Genomic DNA, 24,646 nt, shown 5'->3' on the forward strand with positions numbered 1-24,646 from the left:
GTGTCGCTCGCGCTGCACTGGCGAAAGCTCCGCCCATATAGTTCTGTAGGAGAACGAAATGGTCGAGGGAAGGGGACGCCGTGGCAGTGCTGGCGGAGCGGCCGCGGCCGCGGGCGGTGCGCGAGCACCGGCTCGCGGGCTGGTTCGCGGTGGGCGCGGTGTGCTTCGGCGCGTTCATGGGCCAGCTGGACGCGAGCATCGTCACGCTCACGTTCCCGGCGCTGCAGCGCGAGTTCGGGGAGCCGCTGGCGGCCGTGCAGTGGGTGTCGCTCGCGTACCTGCTGACGCTTGTGGGGATCCTCGCCGCGGTCGGCCGGCTCGCCGACGCGTACGGGCGCAAGCTCACCTACGTCTACGGCTTCGGCGTGTTCACCGCGGCGTCGGTCGCGTGCGGCCTCGCGCCGACGCTGACCTGGCTCGTCGTGTTCCGCGTGGTCCAGGCGCTGGGGGCGGCGATGCTGCAGGCCAACAGCGTCGCGCTGGTCGTGGGCAGCGTCCGCCGCGAGAAGATGCGCTCGGCGCTCGGGGTGCAGGCCGCCGCGCAGGCGCTCGGCCTCGCGCTCGGGCCGGCGGTCGGCGGGCTGCTCGTGGACACCGTCGGCTGGCGGTGGGTGTTCCTCGTCAACGCGCCGGTGGGGGTCGCGGGGCTGATCGCCGGGCGGTACCTGCTGCCACGCACCCGCGAGCGCACGCCGCTGGGCCGCTTCGACGGCGCCGGCGTCGCGCTGCTGGCGACCGCGTCGACGGCCGTGCTGCTCGCCGTGTCGGGGTTGTCGGGCCTGGAGCTGCCCGGGTGGGCGATCCCGGTGCTGTTCGTGGCGGGGGCCGCGGCGGCGGCCGCGTTCGTGGTGCGGGAGCGCTCGGCGGCGAGCCCGATCCTGGACCTGTCGGTGCTGCGGCCGCCGGTCGTGTCGCTCGGCCTGGTCGGGGCGCTGTGCGGATACCTCGTGCTCTTCGGCCCGCTCGCGCTGTTGCCGCAGGTCCTGGGTGCGCACGGCGCGACCGGAGCGGTGCTCACGTGCCTGCCCGCGGGCTTCGCCGGGTCGGCGATCGCCGCCGACCGCGTGCTGCCCGCGAGCCTGGGCTCGCGCACCCGCATCGGCGCCGGCGCCGTGCTCGCGGCGGCCGGCTGCGTGGTCCTGGTGCTGGTGTCCGGTCCGTGGGAAGTTGGCGTGTCGCTGTTCGCGGTCGGCCTCGGTCTGGGAGTGTTCATCCCGGCGAACAACTCGGCCGTCATGGGCGCCATCCCGACCCGGATGTCGGCCACCGGAGGAGGTTTGGTGAACATGGCCCGCGGTCTCGGCACGGCGCTCGGGGTAGCGCTCGTGACGCTCTGCCTCCACGCCGGCGGCACCGGCGGTCAGGCGCTCGCGCTCGGTGTCCTCGCCGGGGCGGCCGTGCTCGCCGCCGTCACGGGACTGGCTTCGCCGCGCACCCCTCGCACCGCATGACCCCCGAACCGAACCTCGCCGACGTCGTCGCCCGGCTGCGGCGCGCCATGCGCCGCGCCGCGCGCACCGCCGACCCGGACAACACGCTGTCGGTCGCGCAGCTCGAACTGCTCTCGTGCCTGGCCGAGAACCCCGGCGCGCGGCCCAGCCGCGTCGCCCAGTTGCTGAAGCTCGCACCCAACTCCGTGACGACGATGGTCACCGGCCTGCGCGCGCGTGACCTCGTGACCCGCACCAGCGGCAGCGCGGACCGCCGCACGGTCGAACTCGAGCTCACCGACAGCGGCCGCGCCGCCGTGGACCGCTGGCAGCACCACAACGCCGAGATCCTCGCCGCGGCGATCGACCGCCTGCACCCGGCGTGGCGGCACCTGATCGCGTCGGCCGTGCCGGCGCTCGCGGAACTGGTGGGGGCGATCGACCAGCTCGCGGAGCACGGCACGCCGCACACCGCCGGCTGAGCGCGTCCGGCTGTCCACAAGGGACGGTCAGCGCCGCGCGATCAGCAGTGGTACCACCAGTTCCTCGTCGGTCACCGAACCGTGCTGGCCGATCATGCGGCTCAGCCGCGGTTCGGCCTCGGTGCGCACGACGGCCGCCGTGCCGCGGGCCGCGGCCACGACGTCGCCGATGCGCGGCAGCACTTCCGCGCTCACGCGCGGGCCGAACCAGCCCGCGGCGACCGCCTCGTCGCGGCCGAGCACCCACGCGCGCTCGCCGAGCGTTTCGCGCCAGGCGGCCAGCACGTCGGGCGCGGCGCCGTCGCTCGCGTAGACGTGGCGGGCCCGCGCCTCGCCCGCGACCGCGCGCACCCCGGCCTGCAAGTCCGCCGTCGCGTCGAAGTCGACGCGCTCGCCGACGGTCACCATGCCGTGGTCGGCCGTGACCACCAGCGCCGAGCCGGCCGGCAGCGTGCCGGCGATCGTCTCGACGAGGCGGTCGACGAAGGACAGCTGGAAGCGCCACGGCTCGCTGCCCGGGCCGTGGACGTGGCCGAGCAGGTCGAGGTCCGCGTGGTAGGCGTAGCACAGCGACCGGGGCTCGGCGAGCGCCGCGCCGACCGCCGAGACCAGGTCGCCGAAGGCGTGCACGCCACGGAATTCGCCGCCGCGCAGAGCCGCGCGGGTCAGGCCGCTGTCGCGCTGGTCGCGTGGCCCCACCACGCACACGCCGACGCCCGCGGCGGCCGCGCGCTCGAACGCGGTCGGGCGCGGCTGCAGTTCTTCGGGCACCACGCGCCGGCGAAGATCGATCGGCTTGCCCCCGGTGTGGCGCCGCCAGCCGAGCACGTTGAGCACGTCGCGCCCGGCTTCGAACGCGTAGCCGACCACGCCGTGCTCGCCCGGGGTGAGCCCGGTGCCCAGCGACGCGACGCTCGTCGCCGTCGTGCTCGGGAACCCGGCCGTGAGCGGGCGAGCCGCCAGCGAGGACAGGAACGGCGCCGTCTCGGCGTGGCGGCGCAGCAGTTCCCAGCCGAGCCCGTCGACGAGCAGCACGCACACGCGCTCGGCGGCGGGAAGCCCGAGGGCGTCGCGTTCGCCGGGCACGCCGAGCCCGGCCAGAGCCGAGGGGACGACGTCGGCGAGCGTGCCCGCCGCGTAGCGCCGCGCGAGATCCATGCCGTCACCCTAAGGGGACGGTGGGCCCGCTGATCAGTGATCGGGCGTGACGATCCCGTACTCGTGGATCTTGCGGTAGATCGTGGCGCGCGAGATGCCGAGCAGCTGCGCCGCGCGCGGTTTGTTGCCGTGCGCCTCTTCGAGACTGCGCACGATCGCGTCACGCTCGATCGATTCGAGGCCCTTCAACGGGCGCTTCGCCACGGCCTGGTACTCGGCCGGCAGGTCGCTCGGCTGGATCGAGCCGAGCCGCCGGTGCTGCGCGACCTTGCGCAGCACCTGGTTCAGCTGCGCGGTGTTGCCCGGCCAGTCGGCCCGCATCAGCAGGTGCAGCGCCGTCGGCGAGCACGTCAGCCGGTTGGACCGCGAGAGCTTCGCGAGGAAGAACGGCACGAGCTCGGTGAGGTCGTCGACGTGCCGGCGCAGCGGCGGCACGGTGACGGTGCGCGGGAAGAAGGCCAGCGGCTCCGCGAGATCCGGGGTCGTCTCGGCCTCGGGCGCGAGCGTGACCGCGAGCCACGGTGCGTTGGCGCCGTACGCCGTGCGGACCTCGTCGAGCACCGCGGTGAACGCCTTGAGCTGTTCGCCGCGCAGTGCTTCGAGGTGCTGCACCACGAGCGAGTCGACCGGGTCGTCGACCAGGTCGCGCCGCAGGTCCGACAACCAGTCGTCCTCCGCCGCCTCGCGCGCGTCGAGCGTGTGCAGCCGCCCGGTCGGGTTGCGCCGCTGGTGCACACCGCGGGCCAGGCTCAGCTTCCCGGTGCCCGGCTCACCGGCGAGCACGAGCCATTCGCCGCGGCTGTACCCGGCGTCGACGTCGTGCGTGCACCGCAGCCACGAGGGCGCGGAGCCCACGAGCCCGGGCAGGAACATCGGCAGCATCGGCACGGGCACGCCGCTCGTCTCGTCCTCGGACACGAGCAGCTTCACCGAAAGCACGCCGCCCACCACGTCGTCCTCGTGCTGGCCGGCCACGCGCCGGCAGTGCATCTTGACCTTGCCCCCGCCCGAAAGTCCCACGGTCGCGGTGTTGCGCCGGTGCTCGGAAAGCGCCTGCGCGGCGTGCCCGAGCAGGATCGACTGGTCGGCGGAGTTGAGCAGCTGGCGCGCGCTGTCGTTCATCATCACGATGTCGTCGTTGAACGCCATCACGATCCCGGTCGTGCGCCGGCAAGCCTGCAAGTAGGACTGGAAGAGCATCAGCTCGCGCAGGTTGCTGTGGGTCAGCAGCGCCTGCTGGATCTGCTCGGCGGTGCTGCGCGCGAGCGCGATCAGCAGCCCGCCGGCGTCCTTGCGCCAGCACGTCAGGTCGATCGCCCCGATGAGCTTCCCCGAGATGGGGTGGTGGATCGGCACGCCCGCGCACGCGAGGTTTTCGAGGTGCTCCGCGTAGTGCTCGTGGCCGAACACGTGCGTCGGCTGGTCGTCCTCGAGCGCGGTGCCGATGCCGTTGGTGCCCACGAACCGCTCGCCGTAGCTGAACCCCGGGACGAGCTCCACGCGTTCGAGGTGGCGGTGCAGGTCGGTGTCGCCGCTGCGCTGGCTCAGCACGGTGCCGGTCGGATCGGCGAGGATCATGCTGATCGGCTGCCCGTCCAGCTGGTCGCCGAGGCGCTGCATCACGAGCTTCGCGCTGTGGATCAGCGGGGTGTCGAGGTTGACCTCGCCGAGGTAGGGCAGGTCGATCCGGTCGGCGGGCACGTGGAAGTGCCGGGACCGCCACCACGAAGCGAGGATCGCCTCGCGAACTTGGTCCGGCTCGACGGATTCCGACGTGAGGAACCGGATCCGGGTGCGGGCCAGCCCGTCTTCGTCGGGGAGGATCGCACTCGGGGGCGGAGCTTCGCGTCGTGCGGGTGGACTCGTCGCCACGGTCGACCTCCTGTCGCTGCCCACGTCGTCGTGTCGCGTACCGGGTCGAGCCCAGCTTAGGTCACGTGTCCAGCGCGAGTCTCACGTTGAGACGCGCCCCTCGCGCGCGCGGGGTTCTCATGGAGGTGTCTGCCCGACGACCGCAGGAGAACCCGAATGGATGAACACGAAGGCGAGGAGACCTACAACCCGTGGACGGTCGTCGACGTGGTGTTCCGCCACCTCGTCGACATCGGACTGCACCCGACGCTGGGCTCCGGGGGACCGCCCGGCGAGCCGGCGGCGCAATTGCTGCGCGCGCTGGGCATCACGCCCACAGCGGAGGGCGACGTGCGCCTGCAGCACGAGAAGGAGTCGCACCTGGCGCAGCTGCGAGCGACCATGATGGAGGACGGCTGAAAAAATCTCCGCCGGTTGTCTCGTATTGAGACTCGCGTTTCGGCTGGCCGCCCCCCTAATCGTGGGCGCAGGACTTCGCGCTCCGGTCCCGCCGGGTGAACCGGGTACCGCGGTACGGGCCGGGGCGAGCCAGCAGCCGTCGTGGCGCGACGGGTAAGGAGAAACCATGAGCCGCCAGAGCGTGGCGAAAGCCCACCAGAAGATCCAGGAGCTGTCGTGGGAACCGGTGTACCACCAGCCGGTGTCGCACTACGGAACCGATTACACGTTCCAGAAGGCCAAGAAGAAGGACCCGCTCAAGCAGGTGCTCCGCTCCTACTTCCCGATGCAGGAGGAAAAGGACCACCGCGTTTACGGGGCCGAGGACGGCGCCATCCGCGGCAACATGTTCCGCCAGGTCCAGGAGCGGTGGCTCGAGTGGCAGAAGCTGTTCCTGTCGATCATCCCGCTGCCCGAGATCTCGGCCGCGCGGGCGATGCCGCTGCTGTTCCGGACCGTGCCGAACCCGGAGCTGCACAACGGCCAGGCGATCCAGATGATCGACGAGGTCCGGCACTCGACGATCCAGCAGAACCTCAAGCGCCTGTACATGAACAACTACATCGACCCCGCCGGCTTCAACTCGAGCCTGCGGAACTTCCAGAACGACTACTGCGGCACGATCGGCCGGCAGTTCGCCGAAGGGTTCATCACGGGTGACGCGATCACCGCGGCGAGCATCTACCTGACGATCGTGGCCGAGACGGCGTTCACCAACACGCTGTTCGTCGCCATGCCCGCCGAGGCGGCCGCCAACGGCGACTACCTGCTGCCGACGGTGTTCCACTCGGTGCAGTCCGACGAATCGCGCCACATCAGCAACGGGTACGCCACGCTGCTGATGGCACTTTCCGATGAGAGCAACCACCAGCTGCTCGAGCGCGACCTGCGCTACGCGTGGTGGAACAACCACCGCGTCGTCGACGCGGCCATCGGCACCTTCATCGAGTACGGCACGAAGGACCGCCGCAAGGACCGCGAGAGCTACGCGGAGATGTGGCGCCGGTGGATCTACGACGACTACTACCGCAGTTACCTCGTCCCGCTCGAGAAGTACGGTCTGGTCATTCCCCACGACCTCATCGAAGAGGCGTGGAAGCAGATCTGGGACAAAGGTTACGTCCACGAAGTCGCACAGTTCTTCGCCACCGGGTGGCTCGCCAACTACTGGCGCATCGACCCGATGACGGACGAGGACTTCGAGTGGTTCGAGTACAAGTACCCGGGCTGGTACGACAAGTACGGCAAGTGGTGGGAGAACTACAGCCGCCTGTCGGTCCCGAACGGGCACAACCCGATCGCTCTCGAGGACGTCGACTACGTCTACCCGCACCGGTGCTGGACCTGCATGGTGCCGTGCCTGGTGCGCGAGGACATGGTCATGGCCGAGGTCAACGGCCAGTGGCGGACGTACTGCCACGAGGCCTGCCGGTGGACCGACGTCGAGGCGTTCCGCCCGACGTACCAGGGCCGGGAGACCCCGAACATGGGCCAGCTGATCGGGAAGCGCGAGTGGGAGACGCTCTACCACGGCTGGAACTGGGCGGACGTGGTCTCCGACATGGGTTACGTCCGTGACGACGGCAAGACCCTGGTCGCGCAGCCGCACCTCGACCTGGACCCGAAGAAGATGTGGACGCTGGACCACCTGCGCCGGTGCCCGCCGCTGCAGAGCCCGAACGTGCTCCTCAACGAGATGACCGCCGAGGAGCGGGCCGCGTTCCAGGACGACTACAACCGCCAGGGCCCGGCCGGCCGGCCGGCTCGCGCGGCGTCCTGATCGGACTCACCGGTCACCGCCGGCGACCGGGTGCCGTGCCCCTCACGGCCCCGGTCGCCGCCGGTGGCGCCCCGTGCTGCGTGCTACCCCGAGCCGACACGATCGTCCAGTTGGGAAGACGATGGGAAACAAGCACCACGTGCGCTTCGAGCCGGTCGGGATCGAGATCGAGGTCGACGAGGAGCAGACGATCCTGCGCGGTGCCGCCGAACAGGGCGTGATGCTCATGCACGGCTGCAAGGAGGGGCAGTGCGCCTCCTGCAAGTCGTTCGTCCTCGAAGGTGACGACCTCGAGCACGACAAGTACTCGACCTTCGCGCTGCCCGACTTCGAGAAGGAGGAGGGGTTCACCCTCCTGTGCCGGGCGCACGCGTACGAGGACCTGACGATCGAACTGCTCAACTACGACGAGGAGATGATCCACTCCGGACTGCCCATCGTGGAGACCTCGGGCGAGGTCGTGTCGCTGGAGGAGGTCACCCACGACCTCCGGCGGCTCGTCGTCCGGCTCGAGGACGCCGCGGCGTTCAAGTTCTTCCCCGGTCAGTACGTCGATTTCGCGGTCCCGGGACACGAAGCAACCCGGTCGTTCTCGATGGCGAACACCCCCGGCCGGGATTCCGGCCTCCTGGAGTTCGTCATCAAGATCTACCCGGACGGGTTGTTCTCGCAGTTCCTGGACACCGGCGTTGCGGTCGGGGACCGGTTGGAGCTCTCCGGCCCGTTCGGCGTGTTCACCCTGCGGGACGCTCCGGAACGGGACCTGGTCTTCCTCGGTGGCGGCGCCGGCATGGCGCCCATCCTCTCGCTGCTGCGGTCCATGGCCGAGCGCGGCATCGAGCGGAAGGCGACCTACTACTACGGCGCCCGCCGCGAGCGGGACCTGTGCTTCGAGGACGAACTGCGCGCCCTCGAGGAGAAGATTCCCGGGTTCCGGTTCGTGCCGGCCCTGTCGGAGCCGGCGGACGGCGACGGCTGGGACGGCGAGACCGGGATGATCACCGACGTCGTGCGGCGGCTCGAAGCCGACCTGGGCCGCACCGACGTCTACGTGTGCGGGCCTCCTCCCATGGTGGAGGCGGCCCTGGAGCTGCTGCCGGCGCTGGGCGTGCCGGAGAAGCGGATCTTCTACGACAAGTTCACCACCACCGGCGACGCGGACGAGACGTGAGCGCCCGTGCCGGTGGAAACCGAGAAATCGGGGTAACGACGAGACCCGTGCCCGACGCGAAGGAAAGAAACCGATGACAACGACGGCAGAACGCAGTGTGCCCAAGCCCGTCTTCACCGATGCCGAGGCTGGTGCCCGGGAGTTCCCCGATTCGGCGGAGCGGCACTTCAACTACTTCACTCCGAAGAAGCGCAAGCAGAGCCACTACGAGGACGTCACCGTCGAGGTGCAACCCGACCCGCGGCACTACCTGAGCCAAGGCTGGCTGTACGGCTTCTCCGACGGCAAGGGCGGCTACCCGCTCGAGTGGACCGCGCTCAAGGCGTGGGGCTCGGACCGGCCCGAGCCCGTCCGCAGTCCCGGTTCCGGCGGCGCCGGCTACCCGTGGCCCGCGCTCGGCTGGCACGAGTTCCGCGACCCCAACGAGGAGTGGGAGCTCACCCTCTACCGCTACAACGCCAACGTGGTCCGCCAGCTCAACCAGAACGTCGACGCGGCCCGTCAGTCGAAGGCGTTCGAGCAGTGGAACCCCAACTGGGTCAGCTTCGTCGCTCAGCACGTCGGTGCGTGGATGCACGTGGACCACGGATTGGGGCTGTACCTGTTCGCCAACGCCAACCGGCGGGCGCCGACCAACATGCACAACAACGCGATCTCCGTGAACAGCATGCACCGCATCCGTGCGGCGCAGGACCTCGCGCTGTACAACCTCACGCTGTCCGAGGAGATCGACGGGTTCGACGGCACCGCGCACCTCGAGACGTGGAACGAGGACCCGGCGTGGCAGGGCGTGCGCGAGACGGCCGAGGCGCTCACCGAGATCTGGGACTGGTGCGAAGCGATCTTCGCCGCGAACATCGTCTTCGAGCCGCTCGTGGGTGAGCTCTTCCGCAGCCGGCTCGTGCAGCAGGCGGCGCCGGCCAACGGCGACTTCGTGACGCCGACGCTCATCGGCGCGGAGGAGTTCGACTACTCCGAGCGCGACCTGCGCTACACCAAGGCGATGTTCGATTTGCTCGTCAACGACAAGGAGTTCGCCGACCACAACCGGCAGCTGTTGGACCAGTGGCTGTCGGCGTGGGTGCCCAAGTGCCTGTCCGCGGCGCGCACGATGCAGCCGCTGTGGTCGCAGCCCGACGCGAAACCCATGCGGTTCGAAGACGGCCTCGACCGCGCCAAGAGCCGTTTCGGCGGCATCCTGTCCGACCTGGGTTTGCAGGCACCGAAGGAGCTCAGCCAGTGACCACGTTCAAGACGGCGAAAAGCCCGTTCAAGTCCAACAACACCGCGTCGAACCGGTGCGGGTTCACCTTGATGAACAACCAGGTCGGCGTGATCGTGGCGGAGGTGATGGGCGGGAAGGACAACGTGACGATCACGCCGCTGCCCTCGATGATCCGCGTCGACGCGGATGGCCGCATGGACGTGGTCTACTCCGAGATCGACGAGGCCGCCGGCGAGGAGGACGGCTGGTTCAATTCGGCGGAGTTCGAGGAGAACATGTCGACCCACTACGGCCGCATGGTCCACCTCGACGACCGCACCATCATGTTCGCCAACCCCGAGGACGCAGCCGAGTACCTCGACTTCGACCTCGTGGCCCGGTCGTAACAGCAGCGAGCGGGGACGCACTCGAGCCAATCCGGGAGGAGCATCGTGTACGAAAAGGACGGCGAGAAGTACTTCGTGGTCGACAGCCACACCCACTTCTGGGACGCGAGCCCGGCCAACTGGATACCGGGACAGGAGGAGTACGCGAAGGGCTGGATCGAGTGCTTCCACGCCTACCAGGGCCTGGGACCGAAGGAGACCCACTGGCCCATCGAGAAGTTCCAGAAGTACGACGAAGAAACGATGATGCACGACCTGTTCGACGCGGGTCACGTGGACATCGCCATCTTCCAGCCCACCAGCCTCCGCCAGTGGTACAAGGAGGGTTTCAACACGACGGAGGTCAACGGCGCGCTCGCGGAGAAGTACCCGGGCCGGTTCATCGTGAACACGAACTGGGATCCGCGTGACGGCGAGCCGGGGCTGCAGGCGTTCGAGGCGCGCGTCAAGCGCTGGGGTTGCAAGGGAGTGAAGCTCTACACCGCCGAGTGGCACGGTGACTCGCGCGGCTGGAGCCTGCGTGACCCGGAGGCCGCGTACTACCTGGAGAAGTGCCAGGAACTGGGCGTGAAGAACATCCACGTCCACAAGGGACCGACGATCTGGCCGCTGGACAAGGACGCGTTCGACGTGAAGGACGTGGACTACGCGGCCACGAACTTCCCGGAGCTCAACTTCATCGTCGAGCACGTCGGCCTGCCGCGGATCGAGGACTTCTGCTTCATGGCGACGCAGGAGCCCAACGTCTACGCCGGCCTGTCCGTGGTCATCGGCGGGCTGATGCACGCGCGGCCGCGCTTCTTCGCGAAGGTCATGGGAGAGCTGCTGTTCTGGGTCGGTGAGGACAAGATGCTCTTCGGCGCCGACTACGCCATCTGGGAACCGAAGTGGCAGGTCGAGGGCTTCGTCGACTGGCAGATGCCCGAGGGCGAGGAGTTCTCGGACTACGGGAAGCTCACGGTCGAGACCAAGAAGAAGATCCTCGGGCTGAACGCGGCCCGGCTGTACGGCATCGAGGTGCCGGAAGGACTGGGGCTGGAGAAGCCCGAGACCGTCGAGGCCGTCGGGGTCCCGTCGCCGTGATGGCGCCCGGTTCCGCCGGCGCGCGCACCGACCAGGCCGCCGCGATCACCGCGGCGGTCTGGTCGGCGCTGGGGACAGTGCGCGACCCCGAGCTGGACGCACCGCTCACCGATCTGGGGTTCGTGGCGTCGCACGCCGTGGACCCCGACGGTGAAGCGGTCGTCGAGCTGTGCTTGCCGACGTACTTCTGCGCACCGAACTTCGCCTTCCTGATGGTGGCCGACGCCTACGACGCGGTGTCGGCGGTGCCGGGGGTGACGCGGGCCGTGGTGCGGCTGAAGGACCACTTCGCCGCCGACGTGATCAACCACGGCGTCGCGGCGCGGGCGGGGTTCGTCGGGTCCTTCGGCCGGGAGGCCGCGAACGAGCTCGACGACCTGCGCGCGGACTTCATCCGCAAGGCCGTGCTCGCCGGCACCGACCGCGTGTGCCGCGGGCTGGTGTCCGCCGGCGTGGACCGCGAACGGCTGGCGGAGCTCACGCTCGGCGACGCGCCGGACGGCCCGGACCGCGAGCGGTTGCGGGGCCGCCGCCGTGAGCTGGGCCTGCCCAGCGAAGACACCGACCCGCTGGTGCTCGACCCGGGCACCGGCGAAGCCGTCTCGCCGGCGGACCTGCGCCGGCACCTGGGGCTGGCCCGCGTCACGCGGGTGAGCCAGGACGCGAACTCGGGGGTGTGCCGCGGGATGCTGCGCGTCCGCTACCCGGAGATCGGCGAAACGGAGGAGACGCCATGAGGGCCGTCCGGTTGCACTCCTACCACCAGCAGCCCGTGCTCGAGGACGTACCGGAACCGAGGGCCGCGGGACCGCTCGACGTCGTCGTGAAGATCGGCGGGGCCGGCGTGTGCCGGACGGACCTGCACATCATCGAGGGCCAGTGGGCCGAGAAGTCCGGCGTCGCCCTGCCTTACACGATCGGGCACGAGAACGCCGGCTGGGTGCACGAGGTCGGCTCCGCGGTGACCAACGTGGCCGTGGGCGACACCGTGATCCTGCACCCGACGCCGACGTGCGGGCTCTGCCACGCCTGCCGCGCCGGCAACGACATGCACTGCGAGAACAACGCGTTCCCCGGCATCGACTCCGACGGCGGCATGGCCGAGTACCTGCTCACCTCCGCGCGGGCGTGCATCAAGCTCGACCCGGGCACCCAGCCCCAGGACGTCGCGGCGCTGGCCGACGCGGGCATCACGGCCTACCACGCCGTGCGCAAGGCCGTGCCGCTGCTGCCACCCGGCACGGTGTGCGTGGTCAACGGCGCCGGCGGGCTGGGGCACATCGGCATCCAGTCGCTGCGCGCGCTGACCGCGGCGACCGTCGTCGTGGTGGACCGCAACGCCGAGGCGCTCAAGCTGGCCGCGGAACTCGGGGCCGACCACACGGTGCTCGCCGACGGCAGCCAGGTCGGGGCCGTGCTCGACCTGACCGGTGGCCACGGCGCCGAGGTCGTGCTCGACTTCGTCGCCGAGCAGGGCGCGCAGCAGGACGCGTTCGCGATGACGCGCCGCAACGGTTCGGACTTCGTGATCGGCTACGGCAGCAACATCGACATCCCGACGATCGACATCATCTCCACCGAGCGCAACATCGTGGGCAACCTCGTGGGCACCTACAACGACCTCGTCGAGCTGATGGTGCTCGCCCAGGCGGGCAAGGTCACCCTGCACACCCGGCAGTACCCGCTCGACGCGGCGCTCGACGCGCTGGCCGACCTCGACGCCGGCCGGGTGCGGGGCCGAGCGATCCTCGTCCCCTGAATCCCCGGTCCACAACACAGGGTCCACACACACAGGAGGAGCAGCATGGCCAAGGAACTTCGCTTCGGCTCGGAAGCCCGCGACCTGCTGGTGGCCGGGGTGGACAAACTGGCGGAAGCCGTGAAGTCGACGCTGGGTCCCAAGGGGCGCAACGTCATCATCGAGAAGATCACCGGTTCGCCCGTGGTCACCAACGACGGCGTGACGATCGCGCGCGAGGTGCACCTGCGCGACCAGTTCGAGAACATGGGCGCCCAGCTGGTGAAGGAAGCCGCGATCAAGACCAACGACGTCGTCGGCGACGGCACCACCACGGCCACCGTGCTCGCGCAGGCGATCGTCGGCGAAGGCATGAAGGCGATCGCCCAGGGTGGCAACCCGGTGCTCGTCAAGCGCGGCATCGACCAGGCCGTGGGGCGGCTCGTGGAGCACCTGGAGACCATGGCGCACCCGGTGAAGTCCGAAGTGGACTACGCGAGGGTGGCCGCGATCTCCGCGAACGACGACGGTGCCGTCGGTTCGGTGATCGCCAAGGCGCTGCACACGGTGGGGGAGACCGGGGTGGTGACGATCGAGGAGTCGCCGCGCATCGGCATGTCGGTGGAGTTCGTGGAGGGCTTCGAATTCGACAACGGCTACGTGTCGCCGTACCTGGTGACGGATCCCGGGCGCCTGGAAGCGGTGCTCGACGACCCGTACATCCTCATGTGCGCCGAGAAGATCACGAACGTCCAGCAGCTGATGCCCGTGCTGGACAAGGTGATGCGCAACCCGCGGCCGCTCGTGCTGATCGCGGAGACCGTGGAGGGCACGGCGCTGAGCATGCTGGTGCACAACCACGTGAACCGCACGTTCCAGGCCGTCGCGGTGCGGGCGCCGGGTTTCGGCGACCGGCGGCTGCACAAGCTGGAGGACCTCGCGGCGGTCGTCGGCGGGGCCGTGTTGTCGAAGCACTCGGGGTTCTCGCTGGAGACGATGAAGATCGAGCACCTCGGGCGCGCCAAGCAGGTGCGGGTGACGGAGAACGCGACGCAGATCGTCGGGGGAGCGGGCTCCGCCGACGACATCGAGTTCCGCGTGAACCAGTTGCGCGCGGAGCTGGCCCGCGCGCAGTTCGGCGTCGACGAGGACGTGCTGACCGAGCGGATCGGCGCGCTGACGGGGAAGGTGGCCGTGATCCGGGTCGGCGCGGCGACGCCGGCCGAGCTCAAGGAGTTGCAGCACCGGGTGGAGGACGCGCTGTCGGCCACGCGGGCCGCGATCGCCGAAGGCGTCGTCGCCGGCGGCGGCGCGACGCTGCTGCACGCCGAAAAGGTGCTGGAAGGCCTCGATCTCGAAGGCGACTACGCGATCGGCGCCGACATCGTGCGGCGGGCGCTGAGCGCGCCGGCGATGCTGATCGCGAGCAACGCCGGTTACGCGGCGTCGGAGATCGTGGCGCAGACGAGAAAACTCCGCGATGACGAGGGCTTCGACGCGCTGTACGGGCGCTTCGGCGACCTGGTCGAGATGGGCATCATCGACCCGCTGCGCGTGTGCCGCTCGGCGCTGCAGAACGGCGCTTCGGTGGCGGGCCTGCTGCTCACCACCAACTCGCTGATCGCCGAGGAGCAGACCCCGTGGGGTGGCAGCCCGGCGCTGATGACGGAGTTCGGGCCGCTGGACGAAGGGCTGCACCAGCCGTCGCCGGACGCCAGCACACCCCAGTCGCTCGGGATGGGCCCGAGCGTCGCCTGAAGCCCGGCCGAGCCACGGCCCCCGCGCGCCTCACCCCCGTACGGGTGCGCGGGGGCCTTCCTCTGCCCGGCCCGCGCGCCGCGCGCTCAGCACCCGCCGAGCGAGAACCGGCCCGGTCCGGTGAAGGCGAGGACCAGCAACGTCCAGCAGAACAACGCGGCCTGCTCGCCGCCGTTCTGGATGGGCCACAGGCTGTTCGGCGCGTGCACGGTGAAGTAGGCGAACGCCATCGACCCCGAGCCGAGCAGCGCCGCACCCCGCGTGCCGATGCCCAGGAACACGAGCGTGCCGGCGACGAGCTGGATGAGCGCGGCCCACCACCCGGGCCACTGCCCCACGGCGGCCGGCGCGTGGGCGCCGAGGAGCCCGAAGATCGTCTTCACGCCGTGGCACGCGAAGAGGAACCCGATGACGATGCGGAAGAGCCCGATCGCGTGGTCGCGGATCGCGTCCAGCCGGTTCATGGTGCCTCCACACAGGACAGTGCGCGGGCGCGACCGGGTCGCCCGCCGGCCGCGTCCTGAATGGTCCAGACCTATTTGGTATACCCGGTCCGGTGGCGGCTCGGTACCCTGCGAAAGTCAGGTGTTGGCCGGCCAGCCGCGGGCCAGGTGGCCGAACACGGTGGCCAGCGCGGCGAGCGGGTCGGGATCCGCGCCGGTGAGGTCGGGGATCTCCAGTACGAAGCGGGCGAGTGCGCGCACGGACGGGTCGGTCGCGTCGAGCCCGCCGGCCTCGGCGATCGCTTCGGCCAGCGGCACCTCGCACGCGATCCAGAGCCGCCGGGCGTAGCCGCGCAGCGCGGGTGTGTTCACGATCAGCGCGCGCTTGCGCTCCAGCTCCGGCGGCAGCTGCGCGGCGAAGGGCCCGCGGCTCGCGAAGAACCGGTGCAGCGCCGTGAGCACCTCCTCGCCGGGCGCGCGGTCGCGCACCGCCGCGACGACGCCCTCGCGGCGTTCGGTGCCGTCGTCGAAGATCAGCGCCTCCTTGCCGTCGGGCACGTGGGCGAACAGCGTGGCCACCGAGACGTCGGCCTCGTCGGCGATCCGGGCCACGGTGACGTGGTCGTAGCCGTGCTCGAGGAACAGCCGCAGGGCTGCTTCGTCGAGAGCCCGCCGGGTCCGGGCCTTCTTGCGCTCGCGGCGCCCCGTGTCCGTCACGCCGGAGATCCTAGCGCCCAAGCGGTGCTGAAGTCATAATGACTATGAAATCAGAATGACTATAGTTTTGGGGGCGATCATGCGCACGGCACTGGTGACGGGCGGCAACGCGGGCATCGGCTACTTCATCGCCGAACACCTGGCGGCGGCCGGGCTCGAGGTGGTGCTGGGCAGCCGGTCCGCGGCCCGCGGCCGGGCCGCCGCCGGCGCGATCCGCGCGCGGGTGCCGGGCGCCCGGGTCGCGTGCGTGCCGCTCGACCTCGCCGACCTGTCCTCGCTCACGACCTCCGTGGCCGCGGTGCCGGCCGACCACCTCGACGTCGTCGTCCTCAACGCGGGCGTCCTGCTCGCCGACCCGATCCGGCGCGAGACCGCCGCCGGCCACGAGCTGACGTTCGCCACCAACCACCTCGGCCACTTCGCCCTCGTCGCGCTGCTGTGGCCCCGGCTCGCGAAGGCCCGCATCGTCACGCAGGGCAGCTTCACGGCCCGCTCGGCCACCCTCGATCTCGGTGACCTGCAGAGCACCCGGTCGTACGACCCGAAGCGCGCCTACGAACGCTCGAAGCTCGCCCAGCTGCTCTTCGCCTTCGAACTCGCCCGCCGCCTCGAAGCGGCCGGCAGCGGTGCCGCCGGCCTCGCGGTCCACCCCGGCGGCGCGCTCGACGCGCTGACTCCGTCCCGTCCGCCCGTCCACGTGCGCACGACTGCGCAGGCCCTGCGCGCGGTACCCGCCGGCCTGGTGCTGCAGGGAAAACACGCCGGCGCCCGCCCGGCTGTCCACGCGGCACTCGACCCGTCCGTCCGCAATGGACAGCTGTGGGGACCGCGCTTTTTCGGTCTGCGCGGTCGCCCCCGGCTCGAACGCGCGAAGGGCCCGCTCGCCGACGCGGAGACAGCCGCGCGGCTGTGGGCCGCGAGCGCGGAACTGACCGGAGTGGACCCCGGTTTCGTCACCGCGCCCGCGTGAAGGACCCTCAGCCGGCCGGAGCCACGTCGATGAGCACCTTGCCGGTGATGCCCTGCTCCGACGCCTCGTGCGCCCGGGCCGTCTCGGCCAGCGGGAACCGGTGTACGGGCAACCCGCGCGAATCGCCCAGCCGCAGGGCACCCGCGCGCAGTGCGGTGGTCACGTCCTCGGCGCCGGCGCGCAGCTTGTCCAGCCCGACCGTGTACAGGACCAGGAACTGGTAGCGCGTGTTGAGCCACAGGTTCTGCCGGAAGTCGAGCGTCAGGGTGCCCGTGCCGCGGTCGTCGCCGTAGGCCGCGACGGTGCCGCGGGGGCGCAGGACCTCGACGTGCAGGCCCGCGTTGACCCCGGCGGCGACTTCGACGACGAGGTCCACGCCTTCGGGCGCGAGCGCCTTGATCTCGGCGGCCGGGTCGGCGGCGGTGTAGCGCAGCACGTGGTGCGCCCCGGCCGCGCGGGCGAGCGCGGCCTTTTCGTCGGTGGAGACGGTGGTCAGCACCGTGGCGCCGGCCCAGCGGGCGAGCTGGATGGCGGCGTTGCCGACGGCGCCCGCGCCACCGGTCACGAGCACGGTGCGGCCCGCGAGGGCGCCCGGGCCGAGCCGAGCCGGCCCGTCCTCGGCGACGGTCAGGGCGCGGTGCGCGGTCAGCGCCGGGATGGCGAACGCGGCACCTTCGTCGAAGCCGACGTCGTCGGGCAGGCGCACGACCCGCGAAGCCGGGAGCACGGTGTACTCCTGCGCGGTCCCGGACAACGGCGAGTGCGCCGCCGCCAGGATGACCCACACGCGATCGCCCACGGCGAACTCCGAGACGTCCGGCCCGACGGCGTCCACCACGCCCGCGCCGTCCTGGTTGGGCACCGCGGGCCCGGTGAGCTCGCCCGGCCCGCGCCGCTGCTTCCAGTCCGTCGGGTTCACCGCCGACACGACGACGCGCACGCGCACCTCGCCCGCCCCCGGCTCCACGAGGTCCCGCTCCACGACCGACAGCACTTCCGGCCCGCCGACGCGGGTGTAGGTGACAGCTCTCATGCCCGGTGCAAACCCGTCGCGGGTCCGCGTATTCCGCCTCCTCGGTTCGGGGCGCCGGTGGGTACCGTGGGGGTGGCCGTCGCCCACACCGCTCGGAGGGTGCCGTGGAGTCTCCTCACGCTCTGCTCGAGCTGATCCTGGACACGGTGCCCCAACCGGTGTGGGTGGTCGATCACGCGGGCGAGCTCGTCTTCGCCAATCCGGCGGCCGTGGCCGTGCTCGGGTACGACGACTTCGCCGAGCTGAAGGGCAAACCGAGCCACCAGACGGTGCACCACCACCGCCCCGATGGCTCGGTGTACCCGGCGGAACAGTGCCCGCTGCTGAGACCGCGGATGTCGGGCGAGTCCGTCCGGTGCGACGACGACTGGTTCTTCCGGCGCGACGGCTCGATGATCCCGATCGCGTGGCGGTCGGCGCCGCTGGAGCTGCCGGACGGCCGGGGCGCGGTGGTCGCGTTCGTGGACACGACCGAACGGCGGGCGGCCGAGCAGGCGCTGCGGGAGCGCGACGCGGCCCGGATCCGCGCGGCCGAGTCGCGGGCCACCGGGCGCCGCATCATGGAGAGCGCCACCGCGGTCCGGCGGCAGCTGGCGAGGAACCTGCACGACGGCGCGCAGCAGCAGCTCGTCAGCCTGCTCCTGGAGCTGCGGCTCATCCGCGAAGAACTCGGCACCGACCCGGCGCGCGCCCGGCGGCTGCTCGACGAGGCCGCCGAGCACACGCAGCGGGCGATCGACGAGCTGCGCGAGCTCGCCTCCGGCATCCACCCGGCGGCACTGGCCTCGCGCGGGCTCGTCTCCGCGCTCAAGGCCCTCGCCGCGCGGTCCGCCCTGCCGGTGCTCGTGACCGGCGCGGTCGAGGTCGAGCTCACCGAGGGGCTCGAGGCGTGCGCGTACTTCTTCGTCGCCGAAGCTCTGACCAACGCGGTGAAGCACTCTCACGCGTCCCACGTCGTGGTCACGGTGACGGCCCGCGAACCGCAGTTCACCGTCGAGGTCCACGACGACGGCGTCGGCGGCGCGGCCCCGGGCGGCTCGGGCTCGGGTCTCGCCGGTCTCGCCGACCGCGTCGACGCCCTGGACGGCCAGTTCACGATCGACTCACCCGTCGGCGGCCCGACGTTGCTGGTGGCGGAGTTCCCGCTCTGAGCCCGGCGCCGGTCCGTCGCGCGAACACCCAGTGGGAACCGGTGCACCACAAAACTCCGCGTCGGCAGAGGGGTGAGGAGCCTGGTGACCTTTCGCGGCCCGGAGGTACACCGGGTGCACGGGCGCCCCTCACCACCGGCCGACGGACAGGACGGCGCCGGGCGGGAGCGCGCATGCACGTGCTGACGATCGACGACGACGGCCGGGAGCTGGCGCTCGAGCCCGGCGACGAGTTCGTGCTGCGCCTGCCGGAGAACCCCGGAACCGGTTACCTGTGGATGATCGAGCCGCTCGGCTCCACCGTCCACGTGCGACAGGAGTCGCTGGACCCGGCGCTGAGCCGCGCCGGCGCGACCGGTGCGCACGTCTTCGTCCTGCACGCCGATGAACCGGGGGAGACGGTGGTCCGGCTGCGGGAGGCCCGGCCCTGGGCGCCGGACGCGGTGACGCGGCGCTTCAGCGTGACGGTGCGGGTCGGTTAACCGGCGTCGCGCCAGGTTTCGACGCCGCCCAGCGTCAGGCCGACCTGCTCGGGATCCGTGACGTCGGCTTCGACGCCGCCGGGCACGGCGAGGATGAAGTGCACGTCGCGGGAGACGCACGCGGCCGCCGTCGCGGCGAGCATCGCGGAGCCGTTGCCGTCGACCGAGGTGGTGCGCGTGAGGTCCACCACGACGCGGCTCGCGTCGTGCGAGAGCGCCTCTTCCGTCACGCGGCGGTAGTCGCGGGCGAGGCTACCGTCGAGCGCGCCGTCGACGGTGAGGATCAGTTCGCCGTCGAGAAAAACACTGCGCAGAGTCATTCTGCGCCTCCTGCCGCCAAGGGGTCACCGGCCGGGCCGGGATTCGGGGATTTCATCGTACGTCAGCCGGACGGCCGCGGGGATCCGTCGTCCGCGCCACGCCCGCTCCCGATCCGTGACCCGGGTGCCCTTGAGTTCTGACTAACGAGCAGTTACCGTCCGCCTAACCAGTATTCACCTCCCGCAAAGAAGCAGGTGGCCGATGTCCGAAGTGGCGACCAACGCGCCGGCCAGCGTGGCCGGGTCCGCCTACACCCGTAGAGAGCGGGGACTGATCATCGCGGCCGCGGTCAGCGGCTGGGGGATGGAGTACTTCGACCTGGTGATCCTGTCGCTCGTGGCCGGCGACGTGGGCAAGACGTTCGGGGTCTCGACGGCCGCGGTGGGCGCGGTGTTCACGGCCCAGCTCGCCGCCACGGCGGTGGGCGGCGTGCTGTTCGGCCCGCTCGCGGACCGCTTCGGCCGGCGCCGCGTGCTCACGTGGACGATCTGGATCTTCGCGATCGGCACCGGGCTCGGGGCGCTGGCGCCGAACTTCGGCTTGTTCGTGGTGTGCCGGATGATCGCCGGGATCGGCATCGGCGGCGAGTGGGCCATCGGGTTCGCCCTGCTCAACGAGGCGTGGTCGCCGAAGCGCCGCGGCCTCGCGGGCGGCGCGGTGCAGGCCGCGATCTGGCCGGCCTACGCCATCGGCATCTTCGTCGCGGGCGCGGTGCCGAACTGGCGCTGGGCGTTCGCCATCGGCGCGCTGCCCGCCCTCGCGGCGATCGCGATCCGGCTCGCGTGCCCGGAGTCGAAGCAGTGGCTGGAACTGCAGCGCGTGCGCGCGGAAGGCGGCACCACCGCGGCCCGCGAACCCGCCACCGCCGGGCTTGCCCTGCTGTTCCGGAAGAACGCGCTGAAGATGGTCGTGCTCGGCACGATCGTGGTGTTCGGGGCGCAGTACTCGTACTACGTCTACTCGTCCTGGATGCCGACGTTCCTCAAGACCGGCCTGCACCTGGGTGCCGGGCCGACGCAGACGGTGCTCTACGTCAGCGCCGCGATCTCGCTCGTGTCCTACGTCGCCGCCGGTGCGGCGGGCGACGCGTGGGGCCGGCGCAAGGCACTGCTGGCCTTCGCGTCGGTGCAGCTGGTCGCGTTCATCGCGTTCGCGGTGCTGATCGCCACGGGCGCCTCGACCGGGGCCGTGATCGCGATGTACTTCGTGATCTCCTTCGGCCTGGGCTACTTCGCCGTGTTCGGCACGTGGTTCGGCGAGCTGTTCGCGACGCCGATCCGCGCCACGGGCTCGAGCTTCTGCTACTCGGTGGGCCGCGGCATCGCGAGCTTCGGCCCGGGTGTCGTGGGCCTGCTCGCCGCCCGTTACGGCCTCGGCGGCGGCATCTCGACCGGGCTGTTCGCCGTCGCGCTGATGATGATCACCGCGCTGTTCCTGGCCGACCGCTCCGGCCGGGCCATCACCTCGGTCGAATGAACCGGGTTCGAGGAAGGGGACCGATTTGCAGCACCTGTGGAGGGACCACGTCGACGAGCGCCTCGCGCTCGAAGCCCGCGAGTTCACCCGCGAGCACGTGGCTCCCGTCGCGGACGCGCTCGACCGCGACGACCGCTACCCGCTCGACCTCGTGCGGCTCACCGCCGAACGCGGCTGGAACGCGATGACGCTGGACCCCCGCCACGGCGGCGGGGGCCGGCCCATGACCGAACTGCTGGCCGTGCTGGAAGAACTCTCGTGCGCCAGCGCGATCCTGGGCATCTCGCTCATCACGATCTTCCAGAGCCAGCGCTGCATCGAGCTCTACGGCGAGGAATCGCTCAAGGAGCGCTACCTGCCGCGCTACGCCGGCGGGCTGCCCGCGTCGTTCGCGCTCACCGAGGACGCGCACGGCAGCGACATCCGCCAGCTCGACACCAAGGCGCACCGCACCGAGCGCGGCTGGGTCCTCAACGGCGAGAAGGCGTTCATCACCTCGGGCGCGGCCGCCGAGCTGTTCGTGGTGCTCGCCGAGACACCCGTGGGCGTGTCGACGTTCGCCGTCGCCAAGGACACCCCGGGCGTGTCCAGTTACGAGGGCCAGGACGCGGAGACGTTCGGGCTGCGCAACGGCCCGCACGTGAACCTCGTGCTCGAGGACGTCGAGGTGCCCGCCGACCACCTCATCGGCACCGAGGGCCGCGGGCTCAAGCAGGTGATGGTCACGCTGGCCAACTCCCGCACCCTCGCCGCCGGCATCAGCCTCGGCATCGCGCGCGCCGCGTTCGAAGGCGCGCTGCAGTACGTGGACCAGCGCTCGGCGTTCGGCACGAAGGTCCTCGACTTCCAGGGGATCCAGTGGTACTTCGCGGAGCTGGCCGCGCAGATCGACGCCACCCGGCTGCTGACGTACGAGGCCGCGCGCGACCTCGACGCGGGCCGCGACATCGCGCGTTCGTCGTCGTCGGCGAAGCTGCTCGCGGCCTCGCTCGCCACGAAGGTCGCCTCCACCGCCGTGCAGGTGTGCGGCGCCCACGGCACCCGCGAAACGCAGCCCTTCGGCCGCTACCTGCGCGACGCCAAGGCGTACGAGGTGGCCGGGGGATCGGCCGAGGTGCTCAAGAACACCGTCGCGAAGAGCCTGGTGAAGGCCGTCAGGGTGGAGGATCGGTAGATGTTCGCGGCAACTCTGCGGCAGCGGTGCGAGGCGAGCGGCGACGCGCCCTTCCTGCTGCAGGACGACAAGGTCATCACCTGGGCCGGCCTGCTCGACGTGGTCACCCGCACGGCCACGCTGCTGCACGGAAACGGCGTGCGGCCGGGCGACCGGGTGCTGCTCGCGTGCGGCAACACACCGACGTTCCCGTACCTGTGGTTCGCGCTGCGCTGGCTCGGCGCCACGTGCGTGCCGCTGCACAACCAGGCGACCGGCGCGCACATCCGCCAGGTCGTGGCCGACGCGGGCATCGAGTTCGCGGCCGGCGACACCCCGAGCGTCGAGCGGCTCGTGGCCGACGCCGGGTTCGACCCCGGGCACACGTTGGCGTTCGCCACGGCCGACGAGCTGGAGCAGTCCGTCGCCGGGCTCGCGCCGCACCCGCTGCACCCGGCCGAGCCCGACGCCGAGAGCAGCCTGCTCTACACCTCGGGCACGACCGGCCCGCCCAAGGGCGCCGTGCTGTCCGACGGGGCGTTCCTCGCCGGCGGGCGCGAGCTCGCGGCCGCGATCGGGATCCGCGCCGACGACCGGATCATGGTGGCGCTGCCGCTGTTCCACACCAACCCGCAGGTGTACGCCGTGATGACGGCGATCGCCACGGGCTGTTCGCTGGCGCTGCTGGAGAAGTTCGAACCGGCGAGGTTCCTCGAGCAGGCGATCCGGTACGAAGCCACGGGGTTCACCTACGTCGGCACGATGCTGGCCATGCTCGTGCGCAAGCTCCCCGGTGACGTCCCGCCGCACAAGCTCCGCTTCTGCACGGGCGGCGGCGCGCCGCTCGGGCTGTGGACGACGATCGAGGACCGCGTGGGCGTGGAGGTCCACGAGCTCTACGGCATGACCGAGACGGGTGGCTGGGTCACGGCCAACCGGCTCGGGCAGCGCCGCCGCGGCACCTGCGGTACCGTCCGGCCCGACATGGAGCTGGCGATCCTCGACGCGAACGACGCGCCCGTGGCGCCCGGCGAACCGGGGCAGATCTGCGTGCGCCCGCGGGAGCCGTTCGTGCTCTTCGACGGTTACCACGGCAAATCCGAGCTGACGCTGCAGAAGTTCCGCAACCTGTGGTTCCACACCGGCGACCTGGGCGCCCTGGACGACGAGGGCTACCTGGTCTTCCACGGCCGGGCCGACGACATGATCCGCCGCGCCGGCGAGAACGTGCTTCCCTCCGACGTCGAAGCCGCGATCGCGGGGCACCCGGCCGTGGACGAGGTGGCCGTGGTCGGCGTGCCCGACGAGGTCGTGGGCCAGGAGGTGCGGGCCGTGATCGTGCCGCGCGGCGAGTTCGACCCGCTCGGGCTGCCCGCGTTCCTCGAGGGCAAGCTCCCGAAGTTCGCCTGGCCGCGCTACGTCTCGGTGCGCCCGGCCCTGCCGAAGACCGCGACGCAGAAGGTCCGCTCGGCCCTGCTGCGCACGCACGAATCCGACGACGTCGACCTCAGGGGAGCCCGCTCGTGACCGAACCCGTGCTGTTCGAGGTGCGCGACGGCGTCGCCGTGCTCACCCTCAACGCGCCGCACAAACGCAACGCCATCGACGGCGCGCTCGCGGGCGCGCTGATCGACGCGTGCGACCGCATCGACGCCGACCTCTCGATCGGTGCCGCCGTGGTCCAGGGCGCGGGCGGCTACTTCTGCTCGGGCGGCGACCGCGACGAGCTCGCGGCGATCTCGGCGGCGCCCGCGTCGGACGAGGGAATCCGCGCCACGCAACGGATCTACGACGCGTTCCTCCGCTTCGGCCGCGTGCGGGTGCCGACCGTCGCGGCCGTGCGCGGCGGGGCCGTGGGCGCGGGCATGAACCTCGCGCTGGCCGCCGACGTGCGCGTGGTGGCCGAAGACGCCCGGCTCGCCTCCGGGTTCACGCGCCTGGGCGTCCACCCGGGCGGCGGCCACTACACCCTGCTGACCCGCGTCGTGACCCCCGAGGCGGCGACCGTGCTGGGCGTGCTGGGGGAGACGGTGAGCGGGCTGCGCGCCGTCGAACTCGGCCTGGCCTACGAAGCCCGGCCCGACGCGGAGGTCGAACCGCGCGCCCTCGCCCTCGCCGCCCGCGGCGGCACCGATCCCGCCCTCACCCGCGCCGCGATCCGCAGCCTGCGCGCCGAGGTCGGCCCGCCCGCCATCGGGTGGCCGGCGGCGGTGCCGCTGGAGCAGAGCGCGCAGCTGTGGTCGTTCGCCCGCAAGGGTTCCGACCGCTGGCAGGGCAGCGAACGCGCGAGCGACTGACTCGCCCGCCCCCAAACCAGCCGACGGGCGAGGAGGCTGACCGAGAAACCGGCGGCGGGAGCGGATTTTCCGAGGGGGAAGG

The 24,646-nt window shown here is 71.3% G+C and carries 24 protein-coding genes; 18 read left to right on the forward strand and 6 right to left on the reverse strand.

The genetic code is table 11. From position 1 onward, the window contains the following. Positions 1-80 precede the first annotated feature (80 nt). Together ACIA77_RS27115 and ACIA77_RS27120 are read left to right on the forward strand one after the other, a co-directional pair. Positions 81-1,451, forward strand: a complete 1,371-nt coding sequence (locus ACIA77_RS27115) for an MFS transporter (RefSeq protein WP_395888792.1) — start codon at positions 81-83, stop codon at positions 1,449-1,451. After that, positions 1,448-1,912 carry a MarR family winged helix-turn-helix transcriptional regulator gene (locus ACIA77_RS27120; RefSeq protein ID WP_395888793.1) on the forward strand — a complete coding sequence of 155 codons (465 nt, stop codon included), beginning with the start codon at positions 1,448-1,450 and terminating at the stop codon, positions 1,910-1,912. Before ACIA77_RS27115 ends, ACIA77_RS27120 begins: the two co-directional genes overlap by 4 nt. A gap of 27 nt (positions 1,913-1,939) precedes the next feature. Here the strand turns inward: ACIA77_RS27120 and ACIA77_RS27125 are convergent, their stop codons facing one another. Then, positions 1,940-3,070: an alkaline phosphatase family protein gene (locus tag ACIA77_RS27125; RefSeq protein ID WP_395888794.1), complete on the reverse strand. Its 1,131-nt coding sequence runs from the start codon at positions 3,068-3,070 to the stop codon at positions 1,940-1,942. A 33-nt stretch (positions 3,071-3,103) separates the two neighbouring features. Continuing rightward, positions 3,104-4,942: a sigma-54-dependent Fis family transcriptional regulator gene (locus ACIA77_RS27130; protein WP_395888795.1), complete on the reverse strand. Its 1,839-nt coding sequence runs from the start codon at positions 4,940-4,942 to the stop codon at positions 3,104-3,106. A 156-nt stretch (positions 4,943-5,098) separates the two neighbouring features. Here ACIA77_RS27130 and ACIA77_RS27135 point away from each other — a divergent pair, with 156 nt between their 5' ends. The 9 genes from ACIA77_RS27135 (at position 5,099) to groL (ending at position 14,521) form a co-directional block, all read left to right on the forward strand. Beyond that, positions 5,099-5,341 (forward strand): hypothetical protein, encoded by a 243-nt coding sequence (locus ACIA77_RS27135; protein ID WP_395888796.1) that lies wholly within the window; start codon positions 5,099-5,101, stop codon positions 5,339-5,341. 166 nt (positions 5,342-5,507) lie between these two features. Continuing rightward, positions 5,508-7,160 (forward strand): methane monooxygenase, encoded by a 1,653-nt coding sequence (locus ACIA77_RS27140; RefSeq protein ID WP_395888797.1) that lies wholly within the window; start codon positions 5,508-5,510, stop codon positions 7,158-7,160. Positions 7,161-7,281: 121 nt separating this feature from the next. Continuing rightward, positions 7,282-8,331 carry an FAD-binding oxidoreductase gene (locus ACIA77_RS27145; protein ID WP_395888798.1) on the forward strand — a complete coding sequence of 350 codons (1,050 nt, stop codon included), beginning with the start codon at positions 7,282-7,284 and terminating at the stop codon, positions 8,329-8,331. 73 nt (positions 8,332-8,404) lie between these two features. Continuing rightward, the gene (locus tag ACIA77_RS27150) at positions 8,405-9,574 is read left to right on the forward strand and encodes a toluene hydroxylase (RefSeq protein ID WP_395888799.1); all 1,170 of its coding nucleotides are present in this window, start codon (positions 8,405-8,407) and stop codon (positions 9,572-9,574) included. Beyond that, positions 9,571-9,942 carry a propane 2-monooxygenase effector subunit MimD gene (gene mimD, locus ACIA77_RS27155; protein WP_395888800.1) on the forward strand — a complete coding sequence of 124 codons (372 nt, stop codon included), beginning with the start codon at positions 9,571-9,573 and terminating at the stop codon, positions 9,940-9,942. Before ACIA77_RS27150 ends, mimD begins: the two co-directional genes overlap by 4 nt. A gap of 45 nt (positions 9,943-9,987) precedes the next feature. Then, positions 9,988-11,025, forward strand: a complete 1,038-nt coding sequence (locus ACIA77_RS27160; protein ID WP_395888801.1) for an amidohydrolase family protein — start codon at positions 9,988-9,990, stop codon at positions 11,023-11,025. After that, a complete protein-coding gene (locus ACIA77_RS27165) occupies positions 11,025-11,762 on the forward strand; it encodes a metal-sulfur cluster assembly factor (protein ID WP_395888802.1) in 738 nt (245 codons plus the stop codon). Before ACIA77_RS27160 ends, ACIA77_RS27165 begins: the two co-directional genes overlap by 1 nt. Continuing rightward, a complete protein-coding gene (locus tag ACIA77_RS27170; protein ID WP_395888803.1) occupies positions 11,759-12,784 on the forward strand; it encodes an NAD(P)-dependent alcohol dehydrogenase in 1,026 nt (341 codons plus the stop codon). Before ACIA77_RS27165 ends, ACIA77_RS27170 begins: the two co-directional genes overlap by 4 nt. Positions 12,785-12,829: 45 nt before the next feature. Beyond that, positions 12,830-14,521 carry a chaperonin GroEL gene (gene groL / locus ACIA77_RS27175; protein WP_395888804.1) on the forward strand — a complete coding sequence of 564 codons (1,692 nt, stop codon included), beginning with the start codon at positions 12,830-12,832 and terminating at the stop codon, positions 14,519-14,521. Between the two features lie 86 nt (positions 14,522-14,607). Here groL and ACIA77_RS27180 read toward each other — a convergent pair whose 3' ends face one another. Together ACIA77_RS27180 and ACIA77_RS27185 are read right to left on the reverse strand one after the other, a co-directional pair. After that, a complete protein-coding gene (locus ACIA77_RS27180) occupies positions 14,608-14,985 on the reverse strand; it encodes a DoxX family protein (RefSeq protein WP_395888805.1) in 378 nt (125 codons plus the stop codon). 117 nt (positions 14,986-15,102) lie between these two features. Beyond that, entirely contained in the window at positions 15,103-15,681 is a 579-nt protein-coding gene (locus ACIA77_RS27185; RefSeq protein WP_395888806.1) for a TetR/AcrR family transcriptional regulator, read from the reverse strand. A gap of 55 nt (positions 15,682-15,736) precedes the next feature. Between ACIA77_RS27185 and ACIA77_RS27190 the strand changes: the two genes are divergently transcribed. Next, on the forward strand, positions 15,737-16,651 hold the full coding sequence (locus tag ACIA77_RS27190; RefSeq protein ID WP_395888807.1) for an SDR family NAD(P)-dependent oxidoreductase: 915 nt from the start codon (positions 15,737-15,739) through the stop codon (positions 16,649-16,651). A gap of 7 nt (positions 16,652-16,658) precedes the next feature. Here ACIA77_RS27190 and ACIA77_RS27195 read toward each other — a convergent pair whose 3' ends face one another. Next, on the reverse strand, positions 16,659-17,684 hold the full coding sequence (locus ACIA77_RS27195; RefSeq protein ID WP_395888808.1) for an NADPH:quinone reductase: 1,026 nt from the start codon (positions 17,682-17,684) through the stop codon (positions 16,659-16,661). Between the two features lie 104 nt (positions 17,685-17,788). On the opposite strand from ACIA77_RS27195, the gene ACIA77_RS27200 reads away from it, so the two are divergent. Both ACIA77_RS27200 and ACIA77_RS27205 read left to right on the forward strand, forming a co-directional pair. Then, positions 17,789-18,835 carry a PAS domain S-box protein gene (locus tag ACIA77_RS27200; protein ID WP_395888809.1) on the forward strand — a complete coding sequence of 349 codons (1,047 nt, stop codon included), beginning with the start codon at positions 17,789-17,791 and terminating at the stop codon, positions 18,833-18,835. Positions 18,836-19,008: 173 nt separating this feature from the next. Beyond that, positions 19,009-19,317 (forward strand): protease inhibitor I42 family protein, encoded by a 309-nt coding sequence (locus tag ACIA77_RS27205; protein WP_395888810.1) that lies wholly within the window; start codon positions 19,009-19,011, stop codon positions 19,315-19,317. Here ACIA77_RS27205 and ACIA77_RS27210 read toward each other — a convergent pair. Next, complete coding sequence (locus ACIA77_RS27210) at positions 19,314-19,637, reverse strand: STAS domain-containing protein (RefSeq protein ID WP_395888811.1); 324 nt, start codon at positions 19,635-19,637, stop codon at positions 19,314-19,316. The two genes, ACIA77_RS27205 and ACIA77_RS27210, sit on opposite strands and share 4 nt — an antisense overlap. Positions 19,638-19,839: 202 nt before the next feature. On the opposite strand from ACIA77_RS27210, the gene ACIA77_RS27215 reads away from it, so the two are divergent. The 4 genes from ACIA77_RS27215 to ACIA77_RS27230 are packed head-to-tail and all read left to right on the forward strand — an operon-like array spanning position 19,840 to position 24,564. Beyond that, entirely contained in the window at positions 19,840-21,114 is a 1,275-nt protein-coding gene (locus tag ACIA77_RS27215) for an MFS transporter (protein ID WP_395888812.1), read from the forward strand. A gap of 25 nt (positions 21,115-21,139) precedes the next feature. Next, positions 21,140-22,288, forward strand: coding sequence for an acyl-CoA dehydrogenase family protein (locus ACIA77_RS27220; protein WP_395888813.1), 1,149 nt, complete (start codon positions 21,140-21,142; stop codon positions 22,286-22,288). Next, positions 22,289-23,794 (forward strand): class I adenylate-forming enzyme family protein, encoded by a 1,506-nt coding sequence (locus ACIA77_RS27225; protein ID WP_395888814.1) that lies wholly within the window; start codon positions 22,289-22,291, stop codon positions 23,792-23,794. Continuing rightward, the gene (locus tag ACIA77_RS27230) at positions 23,791-24,564 is read left to right on the forward strand and encodes an enoyl-CoA hydratase/isomerase family protein (RefSeq protein WP_395888815.1); all 774 of its coding nucleotides are present in this window, start codon (positions 23,791-23,793) and stop codon (positions 24,562-24,564) included. The genes ACIA77_RS27225 and ACIA77_RS27230 overlap by 4 nt, the downstream gene beginning before the upstream one ends. Positions 24,565-24,646: the final 82 nt, after the last annotated feature.

It is taken from the genome of Amycolatopsis sp. NPDC051903 (genome assembly GCF_044452505.1).
Lineage (GTDB): Bacteria > Actinomycetota > Actinomycetes > Mycobacteriales > Pseudonocardiaceae > Amycolatopsis.

Excerpts from the sequence above, each read along its gene's own strand:
- ACIA77_RS27120 (WP_395888793.1), top strand. The coding sequence starts at position 1,448 with ATGACCCCCGAACCGAACCTCGCCGACGTCGTCGCCCGGCTGCGGCGC.
- ACIA77_RS27125 (WP_395888794.1), bottom strand. The coding sequence starts at position 3,070 with ATGGATCTCGCGCGGCGCTACGCGGCGGGCACGCTCGCCGACGTCGTC.
- ACIA77_RS27135 (WP_395888796.1), top strand. The coding sequence starts at position 5,099 with ATGGATGAACACGAAGGCGAGGAGACCTACAACCCGTGGACGGTCGTC.
- ACIA77_RS27140 (WP_395888797.1), top strand. The coding sequence starts at position 5,508 with ATGAGCCGCCAGAGCGTGGCGAAAGCCCACCAGAAGATCCAGGAGCTG.
- ACIA77_RS27145 (WP_395888798.1), top strand. The coding sequence starts at position 7,282 with ATGGGAAACAAGCACCACGTGCGCTTCGAGCCGGTCGGGATCGAGATC.
- ACIA77_RS27150 (WP_395888799.1), top strand. The coding sequence starts at position 8,405 with ATGACAACGACGGCAGAACGCAGTGTGCCCAAGCCCGTCTTCACCGAT.
- ACIA77_RS27165 (WP_395888802.1), top strand. The coding sequence starts at position 11,025 with ATGGCGCCCGGTTCCGCCGGCGCGCGCACCGACCAGGCCGCCGCGATC.
- ACIA77_RS27170 (WP_395888803.1), top strand. The coding sequence starts at position 11,759 with ATGAGGGCCGTCCGGTTGCACTCCTACCACCAGCAGCCCGTGCTCGAG.
- groL (WP_395888804.1), top strand. The coding sequence starts at position 12,830 with ATGGCCAAGGAACTTCGCTTCGGCTCGGAAGCCCGCGACCTGCTGGTG.
- ACIA77_RS27180 (WP_395888805.1), bottom strand. The coding sequence starts at position 14,985 with ATGAACCGGCTGGACGCGATCCGCGACCACGCGATCGGGCTCTTCCGC.
- ACIA77_RS27190 (WP_395888807.1), top strand. The coding sequence starts at position 15,737 with ATGACTATAGTTTTGGGGGCGATCATGCGCACGGCACTGGTGACGGGC.
- ACIA77_RS27195 (WP_395888808.1), bottom strand. The coding sequence starts at position 17,684 with ATGAGAGCTGTCACCTACACCCGCGTCGGCGGGCCGGAAGTGCTGTCG.
- ACIA77_RS27205 (WP_395888810.1), top strand. The coding sequence starts at position 19,009 with ATGCACGTGCTGACGATCGACGACGACGGCCGGGAGCTGGCGCTCGAG.
- ACIA77_RS27210 (WP_395888811.1), bottom strand. The coding sequence starts at position 19,637 with ATGACTCTGCGCAGTGTTTTTCTCGACGGCGAACTGATCCTCACCGTC.
- ACIA77_RS27215 (WP_395888812.1), top strand. The coding sequence starts at position 19,840 with ATGTCCGAAGTGGCGACCAACGCGCCGGCCAGCGTGGCCGGGTCCGCC.
- ACIA77_RS27225 (WP_395888814.1), top strand. The coding sequence starts at position 22,289 with ATGTTCGCGGCAACTCTGCGGCAGCGGTGCGAGGCGAGCGGCGACGCG.